General features: G+C 48.9%; 14 protein-coding genes, 1 tRNA gene and 1 pseudogene. 11 read left to right on the forward strand and 5 right to left on the reverse strand.

Annotated elements, in window-relative coordinates; genetic code table 11:
- Positions 1 to 84 precede the first annotated feature (84 nt).
- The gene (gene rdgC, locus ACLO87_RS06050; protein ID WP_430223053.1) at positions 85 to 390 is read right to left on the reverse strand and encodes a recombination-associated protein RdgC; all 306 of its coding nucleotides are present in this window, start codon (positions 388 to 390) and stop codon (positions 85 to 87) included.
- A gap of 164 nt (positions 391 to 554) precedes the next feature.
- Here rdgC and ACLO87_RS06055 point away from each other — a divergent pair, with 164 nt between their 5' ends.
- Positions 555 to 1,151 (forward strand): hypothetical protein, encoded by a 597-nt coding sequence (locus ACLO87_RS06055; RefSeq protein ID WP_430223054.1) that lies wholly within the window; start codon positions 555 to 557, stop codon positions 1,149 to 1,151.
- A 3-nt stretch (positions 1,152 to 1,154) separates the two neighbouring features.
- On the opposite strand, the pseudogene ACLO87_RS06060 reads toward ACLO87_RS06055, so the two are convergent.
- Positions 1,155 to 1,286, reverse strand: a pseudogene (locus ACLO87_RS06060) (single-stranded DNA-binding protein); the annotation flags it as partial.
- 296 nt (positions 1,287 to 1,582) lie between these two features.
- Here ACLO87_RS06060 and ACLO87_RS06065 point away from each other — a divergent pair.
- On the forward strand, positions 1,583 to 1,738 hold the full coding sequence (locus ACLO87_RS06065; protein ID WP_168246831.1) for a hypothetical protein: 156 nt from the start codon (positions 1,583 to 1,585) through the stop codon (positions 1,736 to 1,738).
- A 1,244-nt stretch (positions 1,739 to 2,982) separates the two neighbouring features.
- Here the strand turns inward: ACLO87_RS06065 and ACLO87_RS06070 are convergent.
- Positions 2,983 to 3,067, reverse strand: a tRNA-Leu gene (locus ACLO87_RS06070).
- A gap of 283 nt (positions 3,068 to 3,350) precedes the next feature.
- Between ACLO87_RS06070 and tig the strand changes: the two genes are divergently transcribed.
- The 4 genes from tig to lon all read left to right on the forward strand — a co-directional run bounded on the left by tig (position 3,351) and on the right by lon (position 9,309).
- Positions 3,351 to 4,658, forward strand: a complete 1,308-nt coding sequence (tig, locus tag ACLO87_RS06075) for a trigger factor (protein ID WP_430223055.1) — start codon at positions 3,351 to 3,353, stop codon at positions 4,656 to 4,658.
- A 4-nt stretch (positions 4,659 to 4,662) separates the two neighbouring features.
- Entirely contained in the window at positions 4,663 to 5,325 is a 663-nt protein-coding gene (gene clpP / locus ACLO87_RS06080) for an ATP-dependent Clp endopeptidase proteolytic subunit ClpP (protein WP_135863478.1), read from the forward strand.
- A 97-nt stretch (positions 5,326 to 5,422) separates the two neighbouring features.
- Positions 5,423 to 6,709 (forward strand): ATP-dependent Clp protease ATP-binding subunit ClpX, encoded by a 1,287-nt coding sequence (gene clpX, locus ACLO87_RS06085; protein WP_135863476.1) that lies wholly within the window; start codon positions 5,423 to 5,425, stop codon positions 6,707 to 6,709.
- Positions 6,710 to 6,864: 155 nt separating this feature from the next.
- Positions 6,865 to 9,309: an endopeptidase La gene (gene lon / locus ACLO87_RS06090; RefSeq protein WP_430223056.1), complete on the forward strand. Its 2,445-nt coding sequence runs from the start codon at positions 6,865 to 6,867 to the stop codon at positions 9,307 to 9,309.
- Positions 9,310 to 9,377: 68 nt separating this feature from the next.
- On the opposite strand, the gene lexA is transcribed toward lon, so the two are convergent.
- Positions 9,378 to 10,028 carry a transcriptional repressor LexA gene (gene lexA, locus ACLO87_RS06095; protein WP_430223057.1) on the reverse strand — a complete coding sequence of 217 codons (651 nt, stop codon included), beginning with the start codon at positions 10,026 to 10,028 and terminating at the stop codon, positions 9,378 to 9,380.
- Between the two features lie 139 nt (positions 10,029 to 10,167).
- On the opposite strand from lexA, the gene uvrB reads away from it, so the two are divergent.
- The 5 genes from uvrB to ACLO87_RS06120 all read left to right on the forward strand — a co-directional run bounded on the left by uvrB (position 10,168) and on the right by ACLO87_RS06120 (position 14,785).
- Complete coding sequence (gene uvrB / locus ACLO87_RS06100) at positions 10,168 to 12,195, forward strand: excinuclease ABC subunit UvrB (RefSeq protein WP_430223058.1); 2,028 nt, start codon at positions 10,168 to 10,170, stop codon at positions 12,193 to 12,195.
- A gap of 147 nt (positions 12,196 to 12,342) precedes the next feature.
- Complete coding sequence (gene iscR / locus ACLO87_RS06105; RefSeq protein WP_430223059.1) at positions 12,343 to 12,861, forward strand: Fe-S cluster assembly transcriptional regulator IscR; 519 nt, start codon at positions 12,343 to 12,345, stop codon at positions 12,859 to 12,861.
- A 1-nt stretch (position 12,862) separates the two neighbouring features.
- The gene (locus ACLO87_RS06110; protein WP_135865509.1) at positions 12,863 to 14,059 is read left to right on the forward strand and encodes an IscS subfamily cysteine desulfurase; all 1,197 of its coding nucleotides are present in this window, start codon (positions 12,863 to 12,865) and stop codon (positions 14,057 to 14,059) included.
- Positions 14,060 to 14,072: 13 nt separating this feature from the next.
- On the forward strand, positions 14,073 to 14,456 hold the full coding sequence (locus tag ACLO87_RS06115) for an iron-sulfur cluster assembly scaffold protein (RefSeq protein ID WP_135865512.1): 384 nt from the start codon (positions 14,073 to 14,075) through the stop codon (positions 14,454 to 14,456).
- A gap of 8 nt (positions 14,457 to 14,464) precedes the next feature.
- Positions 14,465 to 14,785: a HesB/IscA family protein gene (locus tag ACLO87_RS06120; protein WP_135865514.1), complete on the forward strand. Its 321-nt coding sequence runs from the start codon at positions 14,465 to 14,467 to the stop codon at positions 14,783 to 14,785.
- Positions 14,786 to 14,869: 84 nt separating this feature from the next.
- On the opposite strand, the gene lysS is transcribed toward ACLO87_RS06120, so the two are convergent.
- On the reverse strand, positions 14,870 to 16,384 hold the full coding sequence (lysS, locus tag ACLO87_RS06125; protein WP_430223060.1) for a lysine--tRNA ligase: 1,515 nt from the start codon (positions 16,382 to 16,384) through the stop codon (positions 14,870 to 14,872).
- Positions 16,385 to 16,386 lie beyond the last annotated feature (2 nt).

The raw sequence follows: 16,386 nt of genomic DNA on the forward strand, positions 1-16,386 counted from the left end.
TAGAAATAAAAAAAGCATTGATTCTTTGGAATCAGTGCTTTTTCAATCTTTTGGTGCGAACGGGGAAACGGCTTTTCATATAAGTCAGAGCCTTATATGCAAAGTGGGGCTTAAATAGGGCTTTTGTTTTCTTTCCGCCGAATTGCTCAATTCCAGATAGCGCCCTAGCTCTGCGCTCTTTGGTGAGCCGCACGCTCCATCATTGCCGGAAATGGACATTTCTTGCTCTTTGATAACGTCCAAAAGGGTGATGCGCTTCAGCTCTAATCCGTCGGTCAGAACAAAGCTGATTCGGTCGTCCCATGCGAGTATCAGGCGTGTACATTGCTTGCCTGACTGAATGTGCCGATCAAGCTCTTCAGGCTCTACACTGCAGCGAACGTACTTCACTAATGCTCGATTTTAGGTGGTGGATCGGAGCTTGGTGTCTTGATCGATGGAGCAATTGGCTGGTGCCTGATGGAAAGTGGTGTTGTTCAAATAGTTCGTGAAGCTTGGCATCATCGAGCGCCCACGATGGATCTAAACGGTAGATCCGTGGGTTTTTAATTTGCATGTTTGGCCTTGGAAATGTTAACTATCTATTTGAGAAATGTTTTTATTCGGTGTGCTATAAAACAGAAGTAGGTCTATTTTTGGGATTAGCGATGAAAACGAATTTTGTAGCAATGTTGCTCGGTGTGGCTGCTGTGTCTGCCTCTGCCTCTGCCTCTGCCTCTGCCTCTGTGATGGGGCAAACGGATAAGACAGAATTGGGAAGTTTCTCTGTGACAGCGGAATCTATTGAAATGCTTACCCCCACAAGCTTAAGAGCAAAGGGGAACGTAGTTATTTCAGGGAAGAACTCCAACCTTCATGTTGATGAGGCGCTAATTACAGAGAAAAATGGAGTTATTACCATTGAGGCAGAGCAAGTTGCCCAGGATCTCAATGTACAGCCTAAGGATCAGAAAACTTTCAGCGCTGAGGACTTAAAAGGGGCTCGTGCAGCTGGCGGGGAAATGAAATTAATGAATTCAGGGTTTGTTCCTGTGGAAACACGAGGTCTGACAACGGTCTGGAAAAATGAAGAGCTAAACATGTGTTTAAGTGTGACCACTGCTAATGGGCGGTATAGCGAAGTGATCACTTTATCGCCACAGAGTTGCTAGTTAGGAGTTTCTGTCTTTGTGTGTAGACGTGGTGGCGATTGAGATATTACAGATGACGTTACTTTCTGCGCCATAGCGTACTTCTGGATCGCGGCCTAAGTTGCTCACCAGAATTGCTTTGTTAACTGAAGCCATGGATTAGTGTCCTGGGTAGGGGCCTATGAGGAGCAGGCTGAGTAGTGCGCTAGTTCCGTACAACTGTTTTGGTTCCCTCATAGATGCGGGAAGCATGTGGCATGTTCCAAAATGAAATTAACCATCAAGAAAAAGAGCGATCCTCTCCCCTGTTTGGCACGTCCAGCCTTTCTTTTGCTCGCCGGTAGGGGTGATATAGTTTTGAACGGGCCGCGCTCTTTCTTGATGGGCTACCAGCGCTCAAGCGGATGTGTAACAATGGGGGCTTTAGCAACCTACAAACTAGGGAGATTTCCATGAGTACCAAAATCGTTACTGAAGCTGACCGCAAGCGCACTCCGCGTCCCGCACTGCCTAAGGGCATGTCCATTTCCACAAAAGTCGCAAATGTGAGCAGGGAGCGTGGCCCGCATACCCACCACAAGAAAAACCCCGGAAAGCGTCACCGATAGGAGCGGTTCGCCACCAGCATCCTTCTGCCGACTTGGTTGCTGATAAGCCAGCGCATGTCGAGCTAGGGACGCTGGTGGCCTGGGGTTTGGCTGACCGGGCCGGGACGTAGTATTCGGGTGCCGTTTTCATGAGACCATCAGCCATTTAGAAGAATGCAGTTTTGTATAGCTATTTCGGCTATCTGCTCGTCATTCAAAACAGTCTTATTGGTTATATGACCTCCTGTTAATTACAGTTTGACGCGCTCCACTCCCATAGTTTCGTTATGGTGAAAATTAACGATAAATCATTGCTCGTTTTGATCCGGTTAAAGCCGGATTTTTTACGCCCATTACTTTTGTAGTGGTTTTTTTTATTGGAGGCCACTATGCGGCCCCAAAGGATTAAAACCATGAGTTTGAGAGAGGTTGCAGTAGAGGAAACTGGGATATCAGCAGCCAACAAGACCATGGCTATAGGTGCTGGTGTTGGGGGGACTTGTTGGTGGGCAGAGGTGAACTAGCTTTGGATAAGTGTTTTAGTACAGGCTCTAATAGTTCAGCGGTAGGAAGCAGAGCGTTTTTAATATTTCCGGAAGGTCTCTGCGGCCTTTATTCGACATGGAGGTCCCTTGCTGTTATCAATTGCGGTAGTGAGCAATGATGTTAGTTCATTTGTTAGTTACCCTAAATCACACCGATTTCACACCGAAGGTGTAAAGCGGTAAAACGTGTCCACGCAAGCCCTTGAAATTCAAGTGTTAACTATTGGTGTTAAATGCGCTGGACGCGGGTTCAATTACCGCCGCCCACTAATTGAGTAGGTCAGCCAAGGTAGAGGCGTGTGGGTTGTAGTAAACCATCGCCATTTTGGGTCAGCCCATCCAAAATTTTGCAAAGGTCCAAGGCATTCACTTTCTTGGGCAGCATTTTGGCGGCGGTGTGTCTAGTGTCATGTCAAACAAAGCCATCTAGGTTCGCGTTGCGTGGCCCATACGTGAGCTTCGCGTTTTGTGCGAAAGACCTTGCTTTCCCTGTGTGGGGGCTGACCTAGTGAGGGGATAACTTTGATATGGGCGCGATAGCCCTGAGGATGTTTTGTGATACTTGCCATAGTCTGTTTTCGTGGGGCTTACCGTGGGGCCTTTATGGGGCTAACGGTGTTTAATAATTGAAAACAGGCTATCAGAAATCTACAGCACAAAAAGATAAAGCATTGATTCTGTTGAATGTTGATTCAATAGACTCAATGCTTATCAATCTGTTGGTGCGAACGGGGAGACTCGAACTCCCACACCTCTCGGCGCCAGAACCTAAACCTGGTGCGTCTACCAATTCCGCCACGTTCGCACAGACAAGCATTGAAGTATAGAGCGACTTTAAAATTTTTGCAAGATATTTTGCATTAGCCTCTACACCTAGTAAAAGTAAGTAAAAATGCAGGGTAAAGGGTGGGGCCGGAGATTGTATGCATGGCCCTCTATGCGTACAATCACTCGATTTACCCTAAAAAATTGCTAGACATAGGTACTATGCTTGCTATTGAATAGAGGGTTGGCCGGTTATTGATGACGGCTTTTGCAGTAAAATAACCGATTATTTTCATTCACTAACTCACTCAAATAGGTCTCTAATGCAGCCCGAGGTTGAAATTCTGTCCGGTTTGGAGCGCCGTGTCGATCTGGTCGTTTCTGTGGCCGATGTCGAAAAAGAAGTCCAGGCACAACTTAAACGTGTGGCGCGTACCGCAAAAATTCAGGGCTTCCGCCCCGGTAAAGCACCACTAGCCATGATTGAGCGCAGCCACGGTCCTAGCGTCCGTTACGATGTGATCAATGCTGAATTAGGTAAAGCGATGGATGCGGCTCTGAAAGCTGCAGACGTACGTGTTGCTGGTACACCTAGCATCGAACCTAAAGAAGGTGAGCCTGCTGAAGGTACTATGGCGTTTAGCGCCACTTTCGAAGTGTACCCAGAAGTGGCTGTGCCTGATCTGTCCGCACTGGAAATCACTCGTAGCACAGCAAACGTTGGCGACGAAGAAATCCAAACAACTATCGATATCCTGCGTAAACAACGTGCCCAGTTTGAAGCTCGCGAAGATCACGCTGCTCAAGACGGCGATCGTATTACATTGGACTTCAAAGGCACGATTGATGACGTGGCTTTTGAGGGTGGTACCGCCGAAGGTTTCTCCTTCGTGTTGGGCGAAGGCCGTATGTTGCCTGAGTTCGAAACAGCTGTGCAAGGCATGAAAGCTGGTGAAGAGAAAACCTTCCCGCTGGCATTCCCAGCCGATTACGGTGGCACAGAAGTCGCTGGTAAAACAGCTCAATTCGAAATCAAAGTAACTGAAGTTGCTGAAGCTGTTCTGCCAGAACTGAACGCTGACTTTGCAAAAATGCTGGGTCAAGCCGAAGGTGATGTAGAAGCGTTGAAAGCGGATATCCGTAGCAACGTTGAGCGCGAAGTTAAAGCTCGCGTGCAAGCTCGCACCAAAGCAAGCGTAATGGATGCATTGGCTGGTGCCTCTACATTCGAGCTGCCTAAAGCACTGATCGATGCAGAAGTGCAAAACCGTATCGCTGCAACTCGTGAAGAGTTGAAAGCACGTGGTTTGCCAAATGCTGAGAACTTCCCAATCCCTGAAGATAGCTTCAAAGAAGAAGCCGAGCGTCGTGTACGTTTGGGCCTGTTGCTGTCCGAATTGGTTAAAGCTGCTGAACTGCAAGCTAAGCCAGAGCAAGTTCGCACTCGTATTGAAGAGTTTGCACAGAACTACGAACAACCTGCTCAGGTTGTGACATACTACCTGTCAGATCGTCAACGCCGTGCCGAAATTGAAGCTGTGGTGCTGGAAGATAACGTGGTTGAACACGTACTTTCTAACGCTAAAGTTACAGAAGAGGACGTGCCATTCAACGAAATCATGGGGAACTAACTAAATGTCGTCTAGTTTTATCGACTTCTATGCTTCGATGCATGGGGGGCACTCAGTAACACCGTCCGGTTTGGGCTACATTCCTATGGTTGTAGAGCAGTCTGGTCGCGGTGAGCGTTCTTACGATATCTACTCACGCTTGTTGCGTGAGCGCTTGGTGTTTTTGGTTGGGCCGGTTAATGACCAGTCCGCTAACCTGATTGTGGCGCAACTGCTGTTCTTGGAGTCGGAAAACCCAGACAAAGACATCTCTTTGTACATCAACTCGCCTGGTGGCGGTGTGTACGCAGGGATGGGCATTTATGACACCATGCAGTTCGTGAAACCTCAGGTTTCAACGCTGTGCACCGGGATGGCAGCCAGTATGGGGGCTTTTCTGTTGTCAGCGGGAGAAAAGGGCAAGCGCTTTGCCTTGCCTAATTCTCGCATCATGATTCATCAGCCATCGGGTGGTGCGCAGGGTCAAGCATCGGATATTCAAATCCATGCTCAAGAGATCCTGAGCTTGCGTGATAGGCTGAATGGTATTCTGGCTAAAAATACTGGCCAGACCATTGAGCAAGTTGCGCTTGATACAGAGCGTGATCGTTTTATGTCTTCTGATGATGCAAAAAGCTATGGTCTGATTGACCAAGTCTTAATGCACCGTTCAGACGAAACAGCTTAATGGGTGTGACCACGCTGTCATGCAAATGTGCTGGCAGCGTGGGCACTTGATGTTTTGTAGGGAAAATGCTTTTTCTCTCTATTTTTGACAGAGTCTTATGTCCGATAAAAACTCGTCCGATGACAAAGTCCTGCATTGTTCGTTTTGCAACAAGAGCCAGAGCGAAGTCGGCAAGCTGATAGCTGGACCTGCTTCAGTATTCATTTGTGATGAATGCATTACCTTGTGCAGTGACATTATTCACGAAGAGTCACAGGAAAAAGCTAAGGAAGCCATCAAAACTGAACTTCCTAAACCCAAAGAAATTACCGGGTTTCTTGATCAGTATGTGATTGGTCAAGAGTCTCCTAAACGTAGCTTGGCTGTGGCGGTGTACAACCACTACAAGCGTATTCGTTATGCGAGCACCACTGATGATGGTGTAGAGCTTTCCAAGAGTAATATTTTACTGATTGGGCCTACCGGCTCAGGTAAAACACTGCTGGCCCAAACATTGGCGCGCATGCTGAATGTGCCGTTTGTGATGGCCGATGCTACGACACTAACCGAAGCTGGGTATGTGGGTGAGGATGTAGAAAATATCATCCAAAAACTGCTACAAAGCTGCGAATACGATGTGGAAAAAGCGCAGCAAGCGATTGTCTACATCGACGAAATTGACAAAATTTCCCGTAAGTCTGACAACCCATCCATTACCCGTGACGTATCGGGTGAGGGTGTGCAGCAGGCTTTACTGAAATTGATTGAAGGTACGGTTGCCTCGGTGCCGCCACAAGGTGGTCGTAAGCATCCTAACCAAGACTTCGTGCAAGTAGACACCACAAACATCTTGTTTATTGTGGGTGGTGCGTTTGCGGGTCTGGATAAGGTCATTCTGGATCGTACAGAAAAATCCGGTATTGGTTTCTCTGCATCCGTGAGCTCTAAATCTGAGCGTGGTGTGGGCGAGCTGTTTACTGAAGTAGAACCAGAGGACTTGATCAAGTTCGGTATTATTCCTGAACTGGTTGGTAGGTTGCCTGTGGTCACAACCTTGCAAGAGTTGGATGAAGATTCTCTGATTCAAATTCTGACTCAACCACGTAATGCCTTGGTTAAACAGTTCCAGCAACTGTTTGCAATGGAAGACGTGAGCTTGGAAGTGGAAGATGCTGCACTGCGTGCTATTGCTAAGCGCGCGATTACTCGTAAGACGGGCGCACGAGGTTTGCGCTCTATTGTGGAACAGTCACTGTTGAACACAATGTATGAGTTGCCATCGCGTCCTGATGTGGGCAAAGTGATACTGACAGCAGATGCTGTGAGTGGCAAAGGTGAGCCCATCATGGTGGAACGCAGCGAGGAAGAAAAAACGGCAGCAACATCTGACACTGCAGCCGCCTAATTGGGAAACTTTCTGTTATAAATAACAGACTCATTGCTTCCTTGGCTCTTGAAATATTCAAAATAGCCGCAACCTTACAGTTAAGAAGTGCATCTAAAAAGGGAAGCTTCATGCTTCCCTTTTGCGGATGACGGGCTTATTAAAAGGAATTTGCTATGTCTGCGAGCCAGATTCTTACTACGGAACCCATGGAGCTACCGCTGTTGCCATTGCGCGATGTGGTGGTGTTTCCGCATATGGTGATTCCCCTGTTCGTGGGGCGTCCACGATCCATTAAGGCGTTGGAATTGGCAATGGAAGATGGCAACCACATTATGTTGGTTGCCCAGAAAACTGCCAGCAAAGATGAGCCTTCCAAAGATGACCTATACGAAATAGGTTGTGTAGCGAACATTCTGCAAATGCTGAAACTGCCCGATGGCACCGTGAAGGTGTTGGTCGAAGGTATGCAGCGTGCGCGTGCGGTTGATGTGACGGAAACCGACGAGTGTTTCAAAGCTAAGGTTGTGGCTGCAGAAATCGAATCTGCAGCGTCGGCATCAGAGCACGAAGCTTTGCGTCGTGCTGTGTTGGCGCAGTTTGAGCAGTACGTCAAACTGAATAAAAAGATACCGCAAGAAATTCTGACTTCTCTGACTGGCATCGAAGAGCCAGGTAGGTTGGCCGATACCGTGGCTGCTCACTTGAGCTTGAAGCTGGAACAGAAACAGGAAATGCTGGAAATGGCTGCTGTAGGCAGTCGTTTAGAAGCACTGTTGGCTCAGCTGGAATCTGAAATTGATATTCTTCAAGTGGAAAAACGCATTCGCGGCCGCGTGAAGAAACAAATGGAAAAAAGCCAGCGCGACTATTATCTGAACGAGCAAGTAAAAGCCATTCAGAAAGAGTTGGGCGAAGGCGAAGAGGGTGCTGATCTAGAAGAACTGGAAAAACGCATCGAAGAAGCCAAGCTACCTAAAGAAGCGCAGAAGAAAGCGGAAGCTGAACTGAAAAAACTGAAGCTGATGTCGCCTATGTCGGCAGAGGCTACCGTGGTGCGTAACTATCTGGATACCTTGGTGGGTATGCCATGGCGCAAGAAGAGTCGAATCAGCAATTCGCTGGTGAACGCTCAAGAAGTGCTGGATAGTGATCACTTTGGTCTGGAAAAAGTGAAAGAACGCATTGTTGAATATTTGGCTGTTCAACAACGTGTGAGCAAACTGAAATCACCTATCTTGTGTTTGGTAGGGCCCCCGGGCGTGGGTAAAACCTCGTTGGGTCAGTCTATTGCACGCGCGACTAACCGCAAGTACGTGCGTATGGCGCTAGGTGGTGTACGTGACGAGGCCGAAATTCGTGGTCACCGTCGTACCTACATTGGCTCCATGCCAGGTAAAGTGCTGCAAAACATGTCCAAAGTAGGGGTGCGTAACCCGCTGTTCCTGCTGGATGAAATCGACAAGTTGGGCATGGACTTCCGTGGTGATCCGTCATCGGCCCTGTTGGAAGTACTAGATCCAGAACAAAACCACACTTTCCAAGATCACTACTTGGAAGTGGACTTCGATTTGTCCGACGTGATGTTCGTGGCCACCAGCAATACGCTGAATATTCCACCGGCGCTGTTAGACCGTATGGAAGTGATTCGTTTGTCTGGTTATACCGAAGACGAAAAAGTACGTATTGCGTTTGATCACTTGATTCCTAAGCTGGTGAAACACAACGGTGTTAAAGATGGCGAGTTAGAAGTCACTGAAGACGCTGTACGCGACATGATTCGCTACTACACACGCGAAGCTGGTGTGCGTTCGCTAGAACGTGAAATCAGCAAAATCTGCCGCAAGGTAGTGCGTAAGTTCTTGGAAGCCGCTAAATCGGATGCTAAACCAACAACTGTAGTGGTGAACTCAGAGAACTTAGAAGAGTTCTTGGGCGTGCGTCGTTATACCTTTGGTGTGGCTGAAACCGAAAACAAAGTAGGCCAAGTGACTGGTTTGGCATGGACTGAAGTGGGCGGCGATTTGCTCACCATCGAAGTTGCTGACATGCCCGGTAAAGGTAACGTACAGCGTACTGGTTCTATCGGTGACGTGATGAAAGAGTCGGTGGAAGCCGCTCGTACGGTAGTTCGTTCACGCGCTCAGAAGTGGGGTATTCCTGATACCACTTTTGAGAAACGTGACTTGCACGTGCACTTCCCTGATGGGGCTACACCTAAAGATGGTCCATCTGCAGGTATTGCGATCACTACAGCTATTGTGTCGTCGTTGACCGGTATTCCTATCCGTGCTGATGTTGCCATGACTGGCGAGATCACACTGCGTGGTGAGGTGCTGGAAATCGGTGGTTTGAAAGAGAAACTGCTGGCGGCGCTGCGTGGTGGTATCAAAACTGTCATGATTCCAGAGCAAAACGTGAAGGATTTGGCTGAGATTCCAGACAACGTCAAAAACCACTTGGAGATTATTCCAGTGCGTTGGATTGATAGAGTGCTGGAAGTGGCGTTGGAAAAAATGCCTGTGCCATTAAGCGATGAAGAAGTTGCCAGACTGGCAGCGGAAGCCGCTGTTGCTAACAAAGCAGTTAGCAGTGCAGGTGGTTTGAGTACTACGCACTAAATCTAGTGTTGCAATAAAAACAGCCCAGTTAGTACTGGGCTGTTTTTTTATCGCTGTGAAACGAATGATCAGTGTATGGGTGTGTTGCGGATCAGGCCTACAGCGATACCTTCTACACTAAAGCTGTCTTCGTCAGACACAGGAATAGGGTCGAAATCTGGGTTTTCAGGCATCAGGTTGATGGTTTTGCCGTCTATGTGCAGGCGCTTAACGGTTACATCGTCACCCAGCCGGGCCACAATCACTTGGCCGTGGCGAGCTTCGGTGGTTTTCTTTACGGCAAGCAAGTCGCCTTCCAGAATACCAATGTCACGCATACTGAGGCCGCGTACGCGCAGCAAGTAATCGGGTGTTTGGCTAAACAGGTTAGGGGCAACACCAATTTCTTGTTCTACATGGGCACTAGCCAGTATTGGGCTACCTGCTGCTACTCTACCAATAATAGGTAGTTGCAAGTGATTGCTGGCAATGTCGTGGTCGTTAGCGGCAGCGGGCAGGGTGTCGTCTTGAACAAGACGAATACCACGCGATGCGCCAGCGGTTAACTCAATGGCGCCTTTTTTTGCCAATGCCTTAAGGTGATCTTCGGCAGCATTGGCCGACCTAAAGCCCAACGTCTGAGCGATTTCCGCTCTGGTGGGAGGAAAACCGGTGCGCTGTATCTCTTGACGTATGATGTCAAGCACCTGTTGTTGCCTGATGGTAAGTTTGACGGCCATGATATATTGGATGCTGTTTATTTATACAGCAATGATTTTGCGTTAAAATACAAGAAAAATCAAGCCGTATGGGCCTTTGGGCTGATCTGGGCACATTTTTGTGCTGGCTGTTTCTTCAGGACTTCGTGTCACCTATCCTATGTCAGAGTTTGCTCCGCGTTTTGTCAATTTCCCCGATAGTCCTTTTTCACTGTACGAGCCGTACCCGCCAGCGGGCGATCAGCCTGCGGCAATTGAAAAGCTGGTAGAGGGGCTAGACGATGGTTTGATGTACCAAACTCTGTTGGGGGTGACGGGGTCAGGTAAAACGTACACCATGGCAAACGTCATTGCTCGCACGGGTAGACCGGCCATTGTGATGGCGCCAAACAAAACCTTGGCGGCGCAGTTGTACGCCGAGATGCGCGAGTTTTTCCCCCGTAATGCGGTGGAATACTTCGTGTCGTACTACGATTACTATCAGCCTGAAGCGTACGTACCATCACGCGATATGTTTATTGAGAAAGACTCGTCTATCAATGAACATATAGAACAGATGCGTTTGTCAGCCACCAAAAGCTTGTTAGAGCGTCGCGACACCATCATTGTGGCCTCGGTGTCCAGTATCTACGGTATTGGTAACCCCGGCGATTATCACTCGATGGTGCTGACCTTGCGTGTAGGGGATACGGTTCCTAGGCAAGAGCTGTTAGCGCGGTTGGTGGCGATGCAGTACGAACGTAACGATGCTGATTTTGCACGGGGTATTTTCCGGGCAAGAGGCGAGGTCATTGATGTGTTCCCGGCGGAGAACGCGGAGCAAGCTCTACGCATCACCATGTTTGATGATGAAATCGAGTCCTTGGCGTTGTTTGATCCGCTGACTGGCAAGATTCAGCAAGATGTACGTCGCTATACCGTGTTCCCTGGGTCGCACTTTGTGACACCGCGCGAAACTATTTTGCGTGCGATGGAAACCATCAAAGACGAACTGCGTGAACGAGTGGATCAGTTTGTGAAAGCTGGCGAACTGGTAGAGGCTCAACGTATTGAGCAGCGCACACGTTTCGATCTGGAAATGATGAACGAGTTGGGCTTTTGCAAAGGCATTGAAAACTACTCCAGGCACTTGTCGGGGGCAGCTCCTGGTGACCCACCGCCCACCTTGATCGACTACCTGCCTAAAGACGCCTTGATGTTTATTGATGAAAGTCACGTCACCATGGGCCAGATAGGGGGCATGTACCGGGGCGACCGCTCTCGAAAACAAACTTTAGTGCAGTTTGGCTTCCGCTTGCCATCAGCGTTGGATAACCGCCCGCTGAAGTTAGAAGAATTCGAGCAGCGTATGCCACAAACCGTGTTTGTGTCGGCAACACCAGCGGCCTACGAGCAAGAGCACGCCGATGCGGTGGTAGAGCAGGTGGTGCGACCTACAGGCTTGGTGGATCCGTTGGTAGAGGTGCGTCCGGCCACTACGCAGGTGGATGACCTGCTGGGCGAGATTAAACTTCGTGTTGCCGCTCAAGAAAGAATTTTAGTCACCACGTTGACCAAGCGTATGTCGGAAGACTTAACCGATTACTTGGCCGAAAACGGTATACGCGTGCGCTATTTGCACTCTGATATTGATACGGTAGAGCGCGTGGAAATTATCCGCGATTTACGTTTGGGTATGTTTGATGTTCTGGTGGGCATTAACTTACTGCGCGAGGGTTTGGATATCCCAGAGGTCTCTTTAGTGGCCATTCTGGATGCTGATAAAGAGGGTTTCTTGCGTTCCGAGCGTAGTTTGATTCAGACCATTGGCAGGGCGGCACGTAACTTAAATGGTCACGCTATTTTGTATGCAGACAGAATTACAGACTCTATGCATAAAGCGATGAGCGAAACAGAGCGTCGTCGTGAAAAACAAGTGGCGTTCAACCTAGAGCACGGTATTACGGCTCGTGGTGTGAATAAAGCGGTACGCGACCTGATTGATGGCGTGTCGGCAGCGCCTGTGGTTGAAACCGAATACAGCATTATTGGTAGTGATGTGTTGGGTGACGAGAAAAAACTGGCCAAAGAAATTAAACGTCTAGAAAAACAAATGATGGATCACGCAAAGAATCTAGAGTTTGAGCAGGCAGCTAAAGCACGCGACCAGTTGCGCCAGTTGAAAGAGAAAGCGCTATTGGGACTGTAAACAATTCGCGTTGTTTTCACGGTACGAAATGGTGTATTGTGTTGTGGGAAAACCCTTATTTTAGGTTGTGTTGTTTGCTATACTGGACTAAATCAGTCGGGTATAAACAGCCATAAGCGTGCCCGCCATAAGCTGAGGAGTTTCAGTATGCGTTTGACGACAAAGGGCCGCTTTGCTGTAACGGCCATGATAGATCTGGCGTTACGACAACAAAGTGGGCCAGTCACTTTGGCTAAAATTAGTGAGCGTCAGCATATTTCGTTGTCGTATCTAGAACAGTTATTTGGAAAGCTGCGCCGCCATGAGTTGGTGGAAAGTACGCGCGGACCTGGCGGTGGTTATTCACTGGCCAGGCTGGCTAGATACATTACGGTAGCCGATATTATTTTCGCGGTAGATGAGCCGGTTGATGCCACAAACTGCAAGGGCAAAGGCAATTGTAAGTTGGGTGCCGGTGGTAGCCGAGGTCAGTGCATGACGCATGATCTGTGGGCCAACTTAAGCCGTAAAATGGTGGACTACTTAGACTCAGTGTCGCTACAGGATTTAGTAGACCAGCAGCGTTTGCGTCAGCTAGAAGAAGCGGCTCATAACGATGAGGAAGTCATTTCTGTGCAAAAAACTAGCACACCCGTAGCCTCCAGTGTTTTCAACTTTGGTGGCTGACGTGCAGAAACAATCTAGACCACTGTATTTGGATTATGCGGCTACCACGCCCTTGGATGGGCGTGTGTTAGAGCAGATGATGTACTGGTTGCAAGACGGTTATGGTAATGCGGCATCCAGCAGCCATAGCTATGGTTGGGATGCAGAAGAAGCCGTAGAACGTGCGCGTACTCAGGTGGCTAACGCCATCGGTGCGCAGGCACGCGATATTGTGTGGACATCAGGAGCTACCGAGTCTGATAACTTGGCTATCAAAGGTGTGATGCAAGCGTATCAGAGCAAAGGTAAACACCTTATTACGCTGCAAACCGAGCACAAAGCAGTGCTGGATACCTGTCATGCGCTAGAGCAGCAAGGTTTTGAAGTGAGCTATTTGCCCGTGCAGGCAGATGGTTTGCTGGATTTAGAATTACTACGTACGCATTTGCGTCCTGACACCACGTTGGTCAGCATTATGTTGGTGAACAACGAAATTGGTGTGGTGCAAGATGTGGCGGCTATTTCCGCGTTATGCCATGAAAACGGTACGTTGTTGCATGTGGATGCGGCTCAGGCTGTAGGTAAGCTACCTATAGATGTAGACGCCATGGGCATTGATTTGTTGTCTATGTCAGCGCATAAGGTGTATGGCCCCAAAGGTATGGGGGCGCTGTATGTGCGCCGTAAACCGCGTGTACGGTTAGAAGCGCAAATGCACGGTGGTGGACACGAACGTGGCATGCGTTCTGGTACGTTGGCGACTCACCAAATTGTAGGTATGGGTGCAGCATTTGAGTTGGCCGAGCAACTGCGTGAAGAAGAGTGCCAACGCATACAACAATTGCATCAGCAGTTGTTGCAGGGCTTGCAGACCATACCCAATATTTACATTAATGGTTCGTTATCTCAACGTGTGCCTCACAACTTGAGTGTGAGCTTTGATGGGGTAGAAGGCGAGGCCTTAATGATGGATTTGTCTGGCTTGGCGTTATCAAGCGGCTCAGCCTGTACATCCGCCAGTTTGGAGCCTTCTTTTGTGTTGAAAGCCATAGGTCGCACGGATCAACAAGCACATAGCTCGTTGCGTATTTCCTTAGGGCGTCAAACTACAAAAGAAGATGTAGAGACTACGATTGCGGCCATACGCCACAGTGTAGAGCGTTTGCGTAACTTGTCTCCCTTCTGGGAACACGAGCAAAGCAGCTCGTTGGTGTCGTAGGTAAAGGGATATCATGCGGTATAACGCGCAGGTAGAGTCATATTTCAAACAGCCCGAACATGCGGGTGTGATCGCGATTGCTACGGCAAAAGCGGGCAGTGCACTGGCAGGCTCGGTGCAGGAAGGTGCGGCAATTAAGTTGTCGTTAGGTGTAGATGAAAGCGGTGTGATCCAGCAAGCTAGGTTTCAAGCTTATGGTTGTGGTGCCACTATTGCTGCGGCAGAATATGCCTGTAGATGGGCAGAAGGTAAGCCTGTAGAGCAATTGGCATCCTTAACCAGCGCTGAGCTGATGCAGGCCTTGGATTTGCCAGCCGTGAAGTTGCACAGTGCAATTTTGGCTGTAGAGGTGCTACGCGATGCGGGTAGCAAAATTGTACCGTCACAGGGTGAATGAGGTAAAAAATGGCGATTACATTAACTGAAAGTGCGGCTAAACATATCAACCATCATTTAAGCAAAAATGATGCGCAAGCGATGCGTTTGAGCGTGCGACTAACAGGGTGCTCCGGCATGGCCTATAAGTGGGACTACGTGAGTGCTGGCAACGAAGGCGATCAAGTCTTTGAAGAGCACGGCATTACCGTGTACGTAGATCCTAAAGCTTTGCCGTTTATTGATGGCACGGAAATTGATTTTGTACGCGAAGGCTTAAGCAGCAGTTTTAAGTTTCATAATCCTAATGAAGCGGCAAGTTGTGGCTGCGGTGAGTCCTTCACCATTTAAGTGCTACGTATAAGAAAAAGGCTCAATGTTGAAACACATTGAGCCTTTTTTATTGCCGCCAGCACGAGGCTGGCGCGGCATGGATTACTCGCGACGTAGGTGCGGGAACAGAATCACGTCACGGATGCTTGGGCTGTTTGTCAGCAGCATCACCAAACGGTCAATACCGATACCACAACCACCTGTAGGAGGCATACCGTATTCCAAGGCGCGGATGTAGTCGGCATCGTAGTACATGGCTTCTTCGTCACCAGCATCTTTGGCCGCTACTTGAGCTTGGAAGCGTTGTGCTTGGTCTTCAGGGTCGTTCAGCTCAGAGAAACCGTTAGCAATTTCGCGGCCTGTGATGAACAGTTCAAAACGCTCAGTAATACCTGCTTCAGAATCCGATGCGCGAGCCAATGGAGATACTTCAACAGGGTAGTCGATGATGTACGTAGGATTCCACAGTTTGGACTCAGCCACTTCTTCAAACAGAGCCAATTGCAGTGCACCCAGACCAGCATTGGATAATGGTGGGTTGTCTACATCAACTTTCAGGCGTTTCAACTCCGTGCGTAAGAAAGCGATGTCTTGCAGCTGGCTTTCTTGATAGCCTTCGGCGTACTTTTGAATAGCTTGGATGATGGTCAAACGCTCAAACGGTTTGCTCAGATCCAGCTCTTGGTCTTGGTACGTCAATACGGCTGTGCCGTGTGCGGCAATTGCTGCATTACGGATCAGTTCTTCGGTAAAGTCCATCAACCAGCGGTAGTCGGTGTAAGCCGCGTAGAACTCCATCATGGTGAACTCAGGGTTGTGGCGTGGGCTCACCCCTTCGTTACGGAAGTTGCGGTTAATTTCGAATACACGCTCAAAGCCACCCACTACCAGACGTTTTAAGTACAGTTCTGGTGCAATACGCAGGTACATTTCCATGTCCAGCGCGTTGTGGTGGGTCACAAAAGGTTTAGCTGATGCGCCACCTGGAATAGGGTGCAACATGGGAGTTTCCACTTCTAGGAAACGCTCTTGCAGCATATTCTGACGGATGCTGTTGATGATCTTACTACGTGCCAAGAATGTGCCACGTACCTCTTCATTCATGATGAGGTCTACGTAACGTTGGCGGTAACGTAGTTCTTGGTCAGCCAAGCCGTGGAATTTATCGGGTAGTGGGCGCAACGATTTAGCCAGCAGGCGAATGCTGCTTGCGTGAATGGACAGTTCGCCTTTATTGGTTTTGAACATGATGCCTTCAACGGCCAGCATGTCACCAATATCCCAAGTTTTGAATTGTTCGTAGACTTCTTCGCCTACCGAGTTTTTATCCAGATAAATCTGGATGCGGCCGCTACCGTCTTGCAGTGTGGCAAAACTGGCCTTACCCATTACTCGCTTCAGCATCATGCGCCCTGCAACGGAGGCAGGGTGTTTCAATTCGGCCAGCGCTTCTTTTTCGTGCTCGCTGAAGGTGGCGTGCAAAGCGTCGGCTTGGTCGGCAGGGCGAAAATTGTTGGGGTAAGCCACACCATTTTCACGAAGTTGTTGAAGCTTGCCACGACGCTCGGTAATCAAATGGTTTTCGTCGGCATGCGGGGCAGGAGTAGGTTGAGTCATGG

This window comes from Paenalcaligenes sp. Me52, from assembly GCF_050487965.1.
Classification (GTDB): domain Bacteria; phylum Pseudomonadota; class Gammaproteobacteria; order Burkholderiales; family Burkholderiaceae_B; genus Paenalcaligenes.

Bases quoted from the DNA above. Each gene is read 5' to 3' on its own strand.
- ACLO87_RS06055 (WP_430223054.1), top strand. From the start codon at position 555: ATGTTTGGCCTTGGAAATGTTAACTATCTATTTGAGAAATGTTTTTAT.
- ACLO87_RS06065 (WP_168246831.1), top strand. From the start codon at position 1,583: ATGAGTACCAAAATCGTTACTGAAGCTGACCGCAAGCGCACTCCGCGT.
- tig (WP_430223055.1), top strand. From the start codon at position 3,351: ATGCAGCCCGAGGTTGAAATTCTGTCCGGTTTGGAGCGCCGTGTCGAT.
- clpP (WP_135863478.1), top strand. From the start codon at position 4,663: ATGTCGTCTAGTTTTATCGACTTCTATGCTTCGATGCATGGGGGGCAC.
- clpX (WP_135863476.1), top strand. From the start codon at position 5,423: ATGTCCGATAAAAACTCGTCCGATGACAAAGTCCTGCATTGTTCGTTT.
- lon (WP_430223056.1), top strand. From the start codon at position 6,865: ATGTCTGCGAGCCAGATTCTTACTACGGAACCCATGGAGCTACCGCTG.
- lexA (WP_430223057.1), bottom strand. From the start codon at position 10,028: ATGGCCGTCAAACTTACCATCAGGCAACAACAGGTGCTTGACATCATA.
- uvrB (WP_430223058.1), top strand. From the start codon at position 10,168: ATGTCAGAGTTTGCTCCGCGTTTTGTCAATTTCCCCGATAGTCCTTTT.
- iscR (WP_430223059.1), top strand. From the start codon at position 12,343: ATGCGTTTGACGACAAAGGGCCGCTTTGCTGTAACGGCCATGATAGAT.
- ACLO87_RS06115 (WP_135865512.1), top strand. From the start codon at position 14,073: ATGCGGTATAACGCGCAGGTAGAGTCATATTTCAAACAGCCCGAACAT.
- ACLO87_RS06120 (WP_135865514.1), top strand. From the start codon at position 14,465: ATGGCGATTACATTAACTGAAAGTGCGGCTAAACATATCAACCATCAT.
- lysS (WP_430223060.1), bottom strand. From the start codon at position 16,384: ATGACTCAACCTACTCCTGCCCCGCATGCCGACGAAAACCATTTGATT.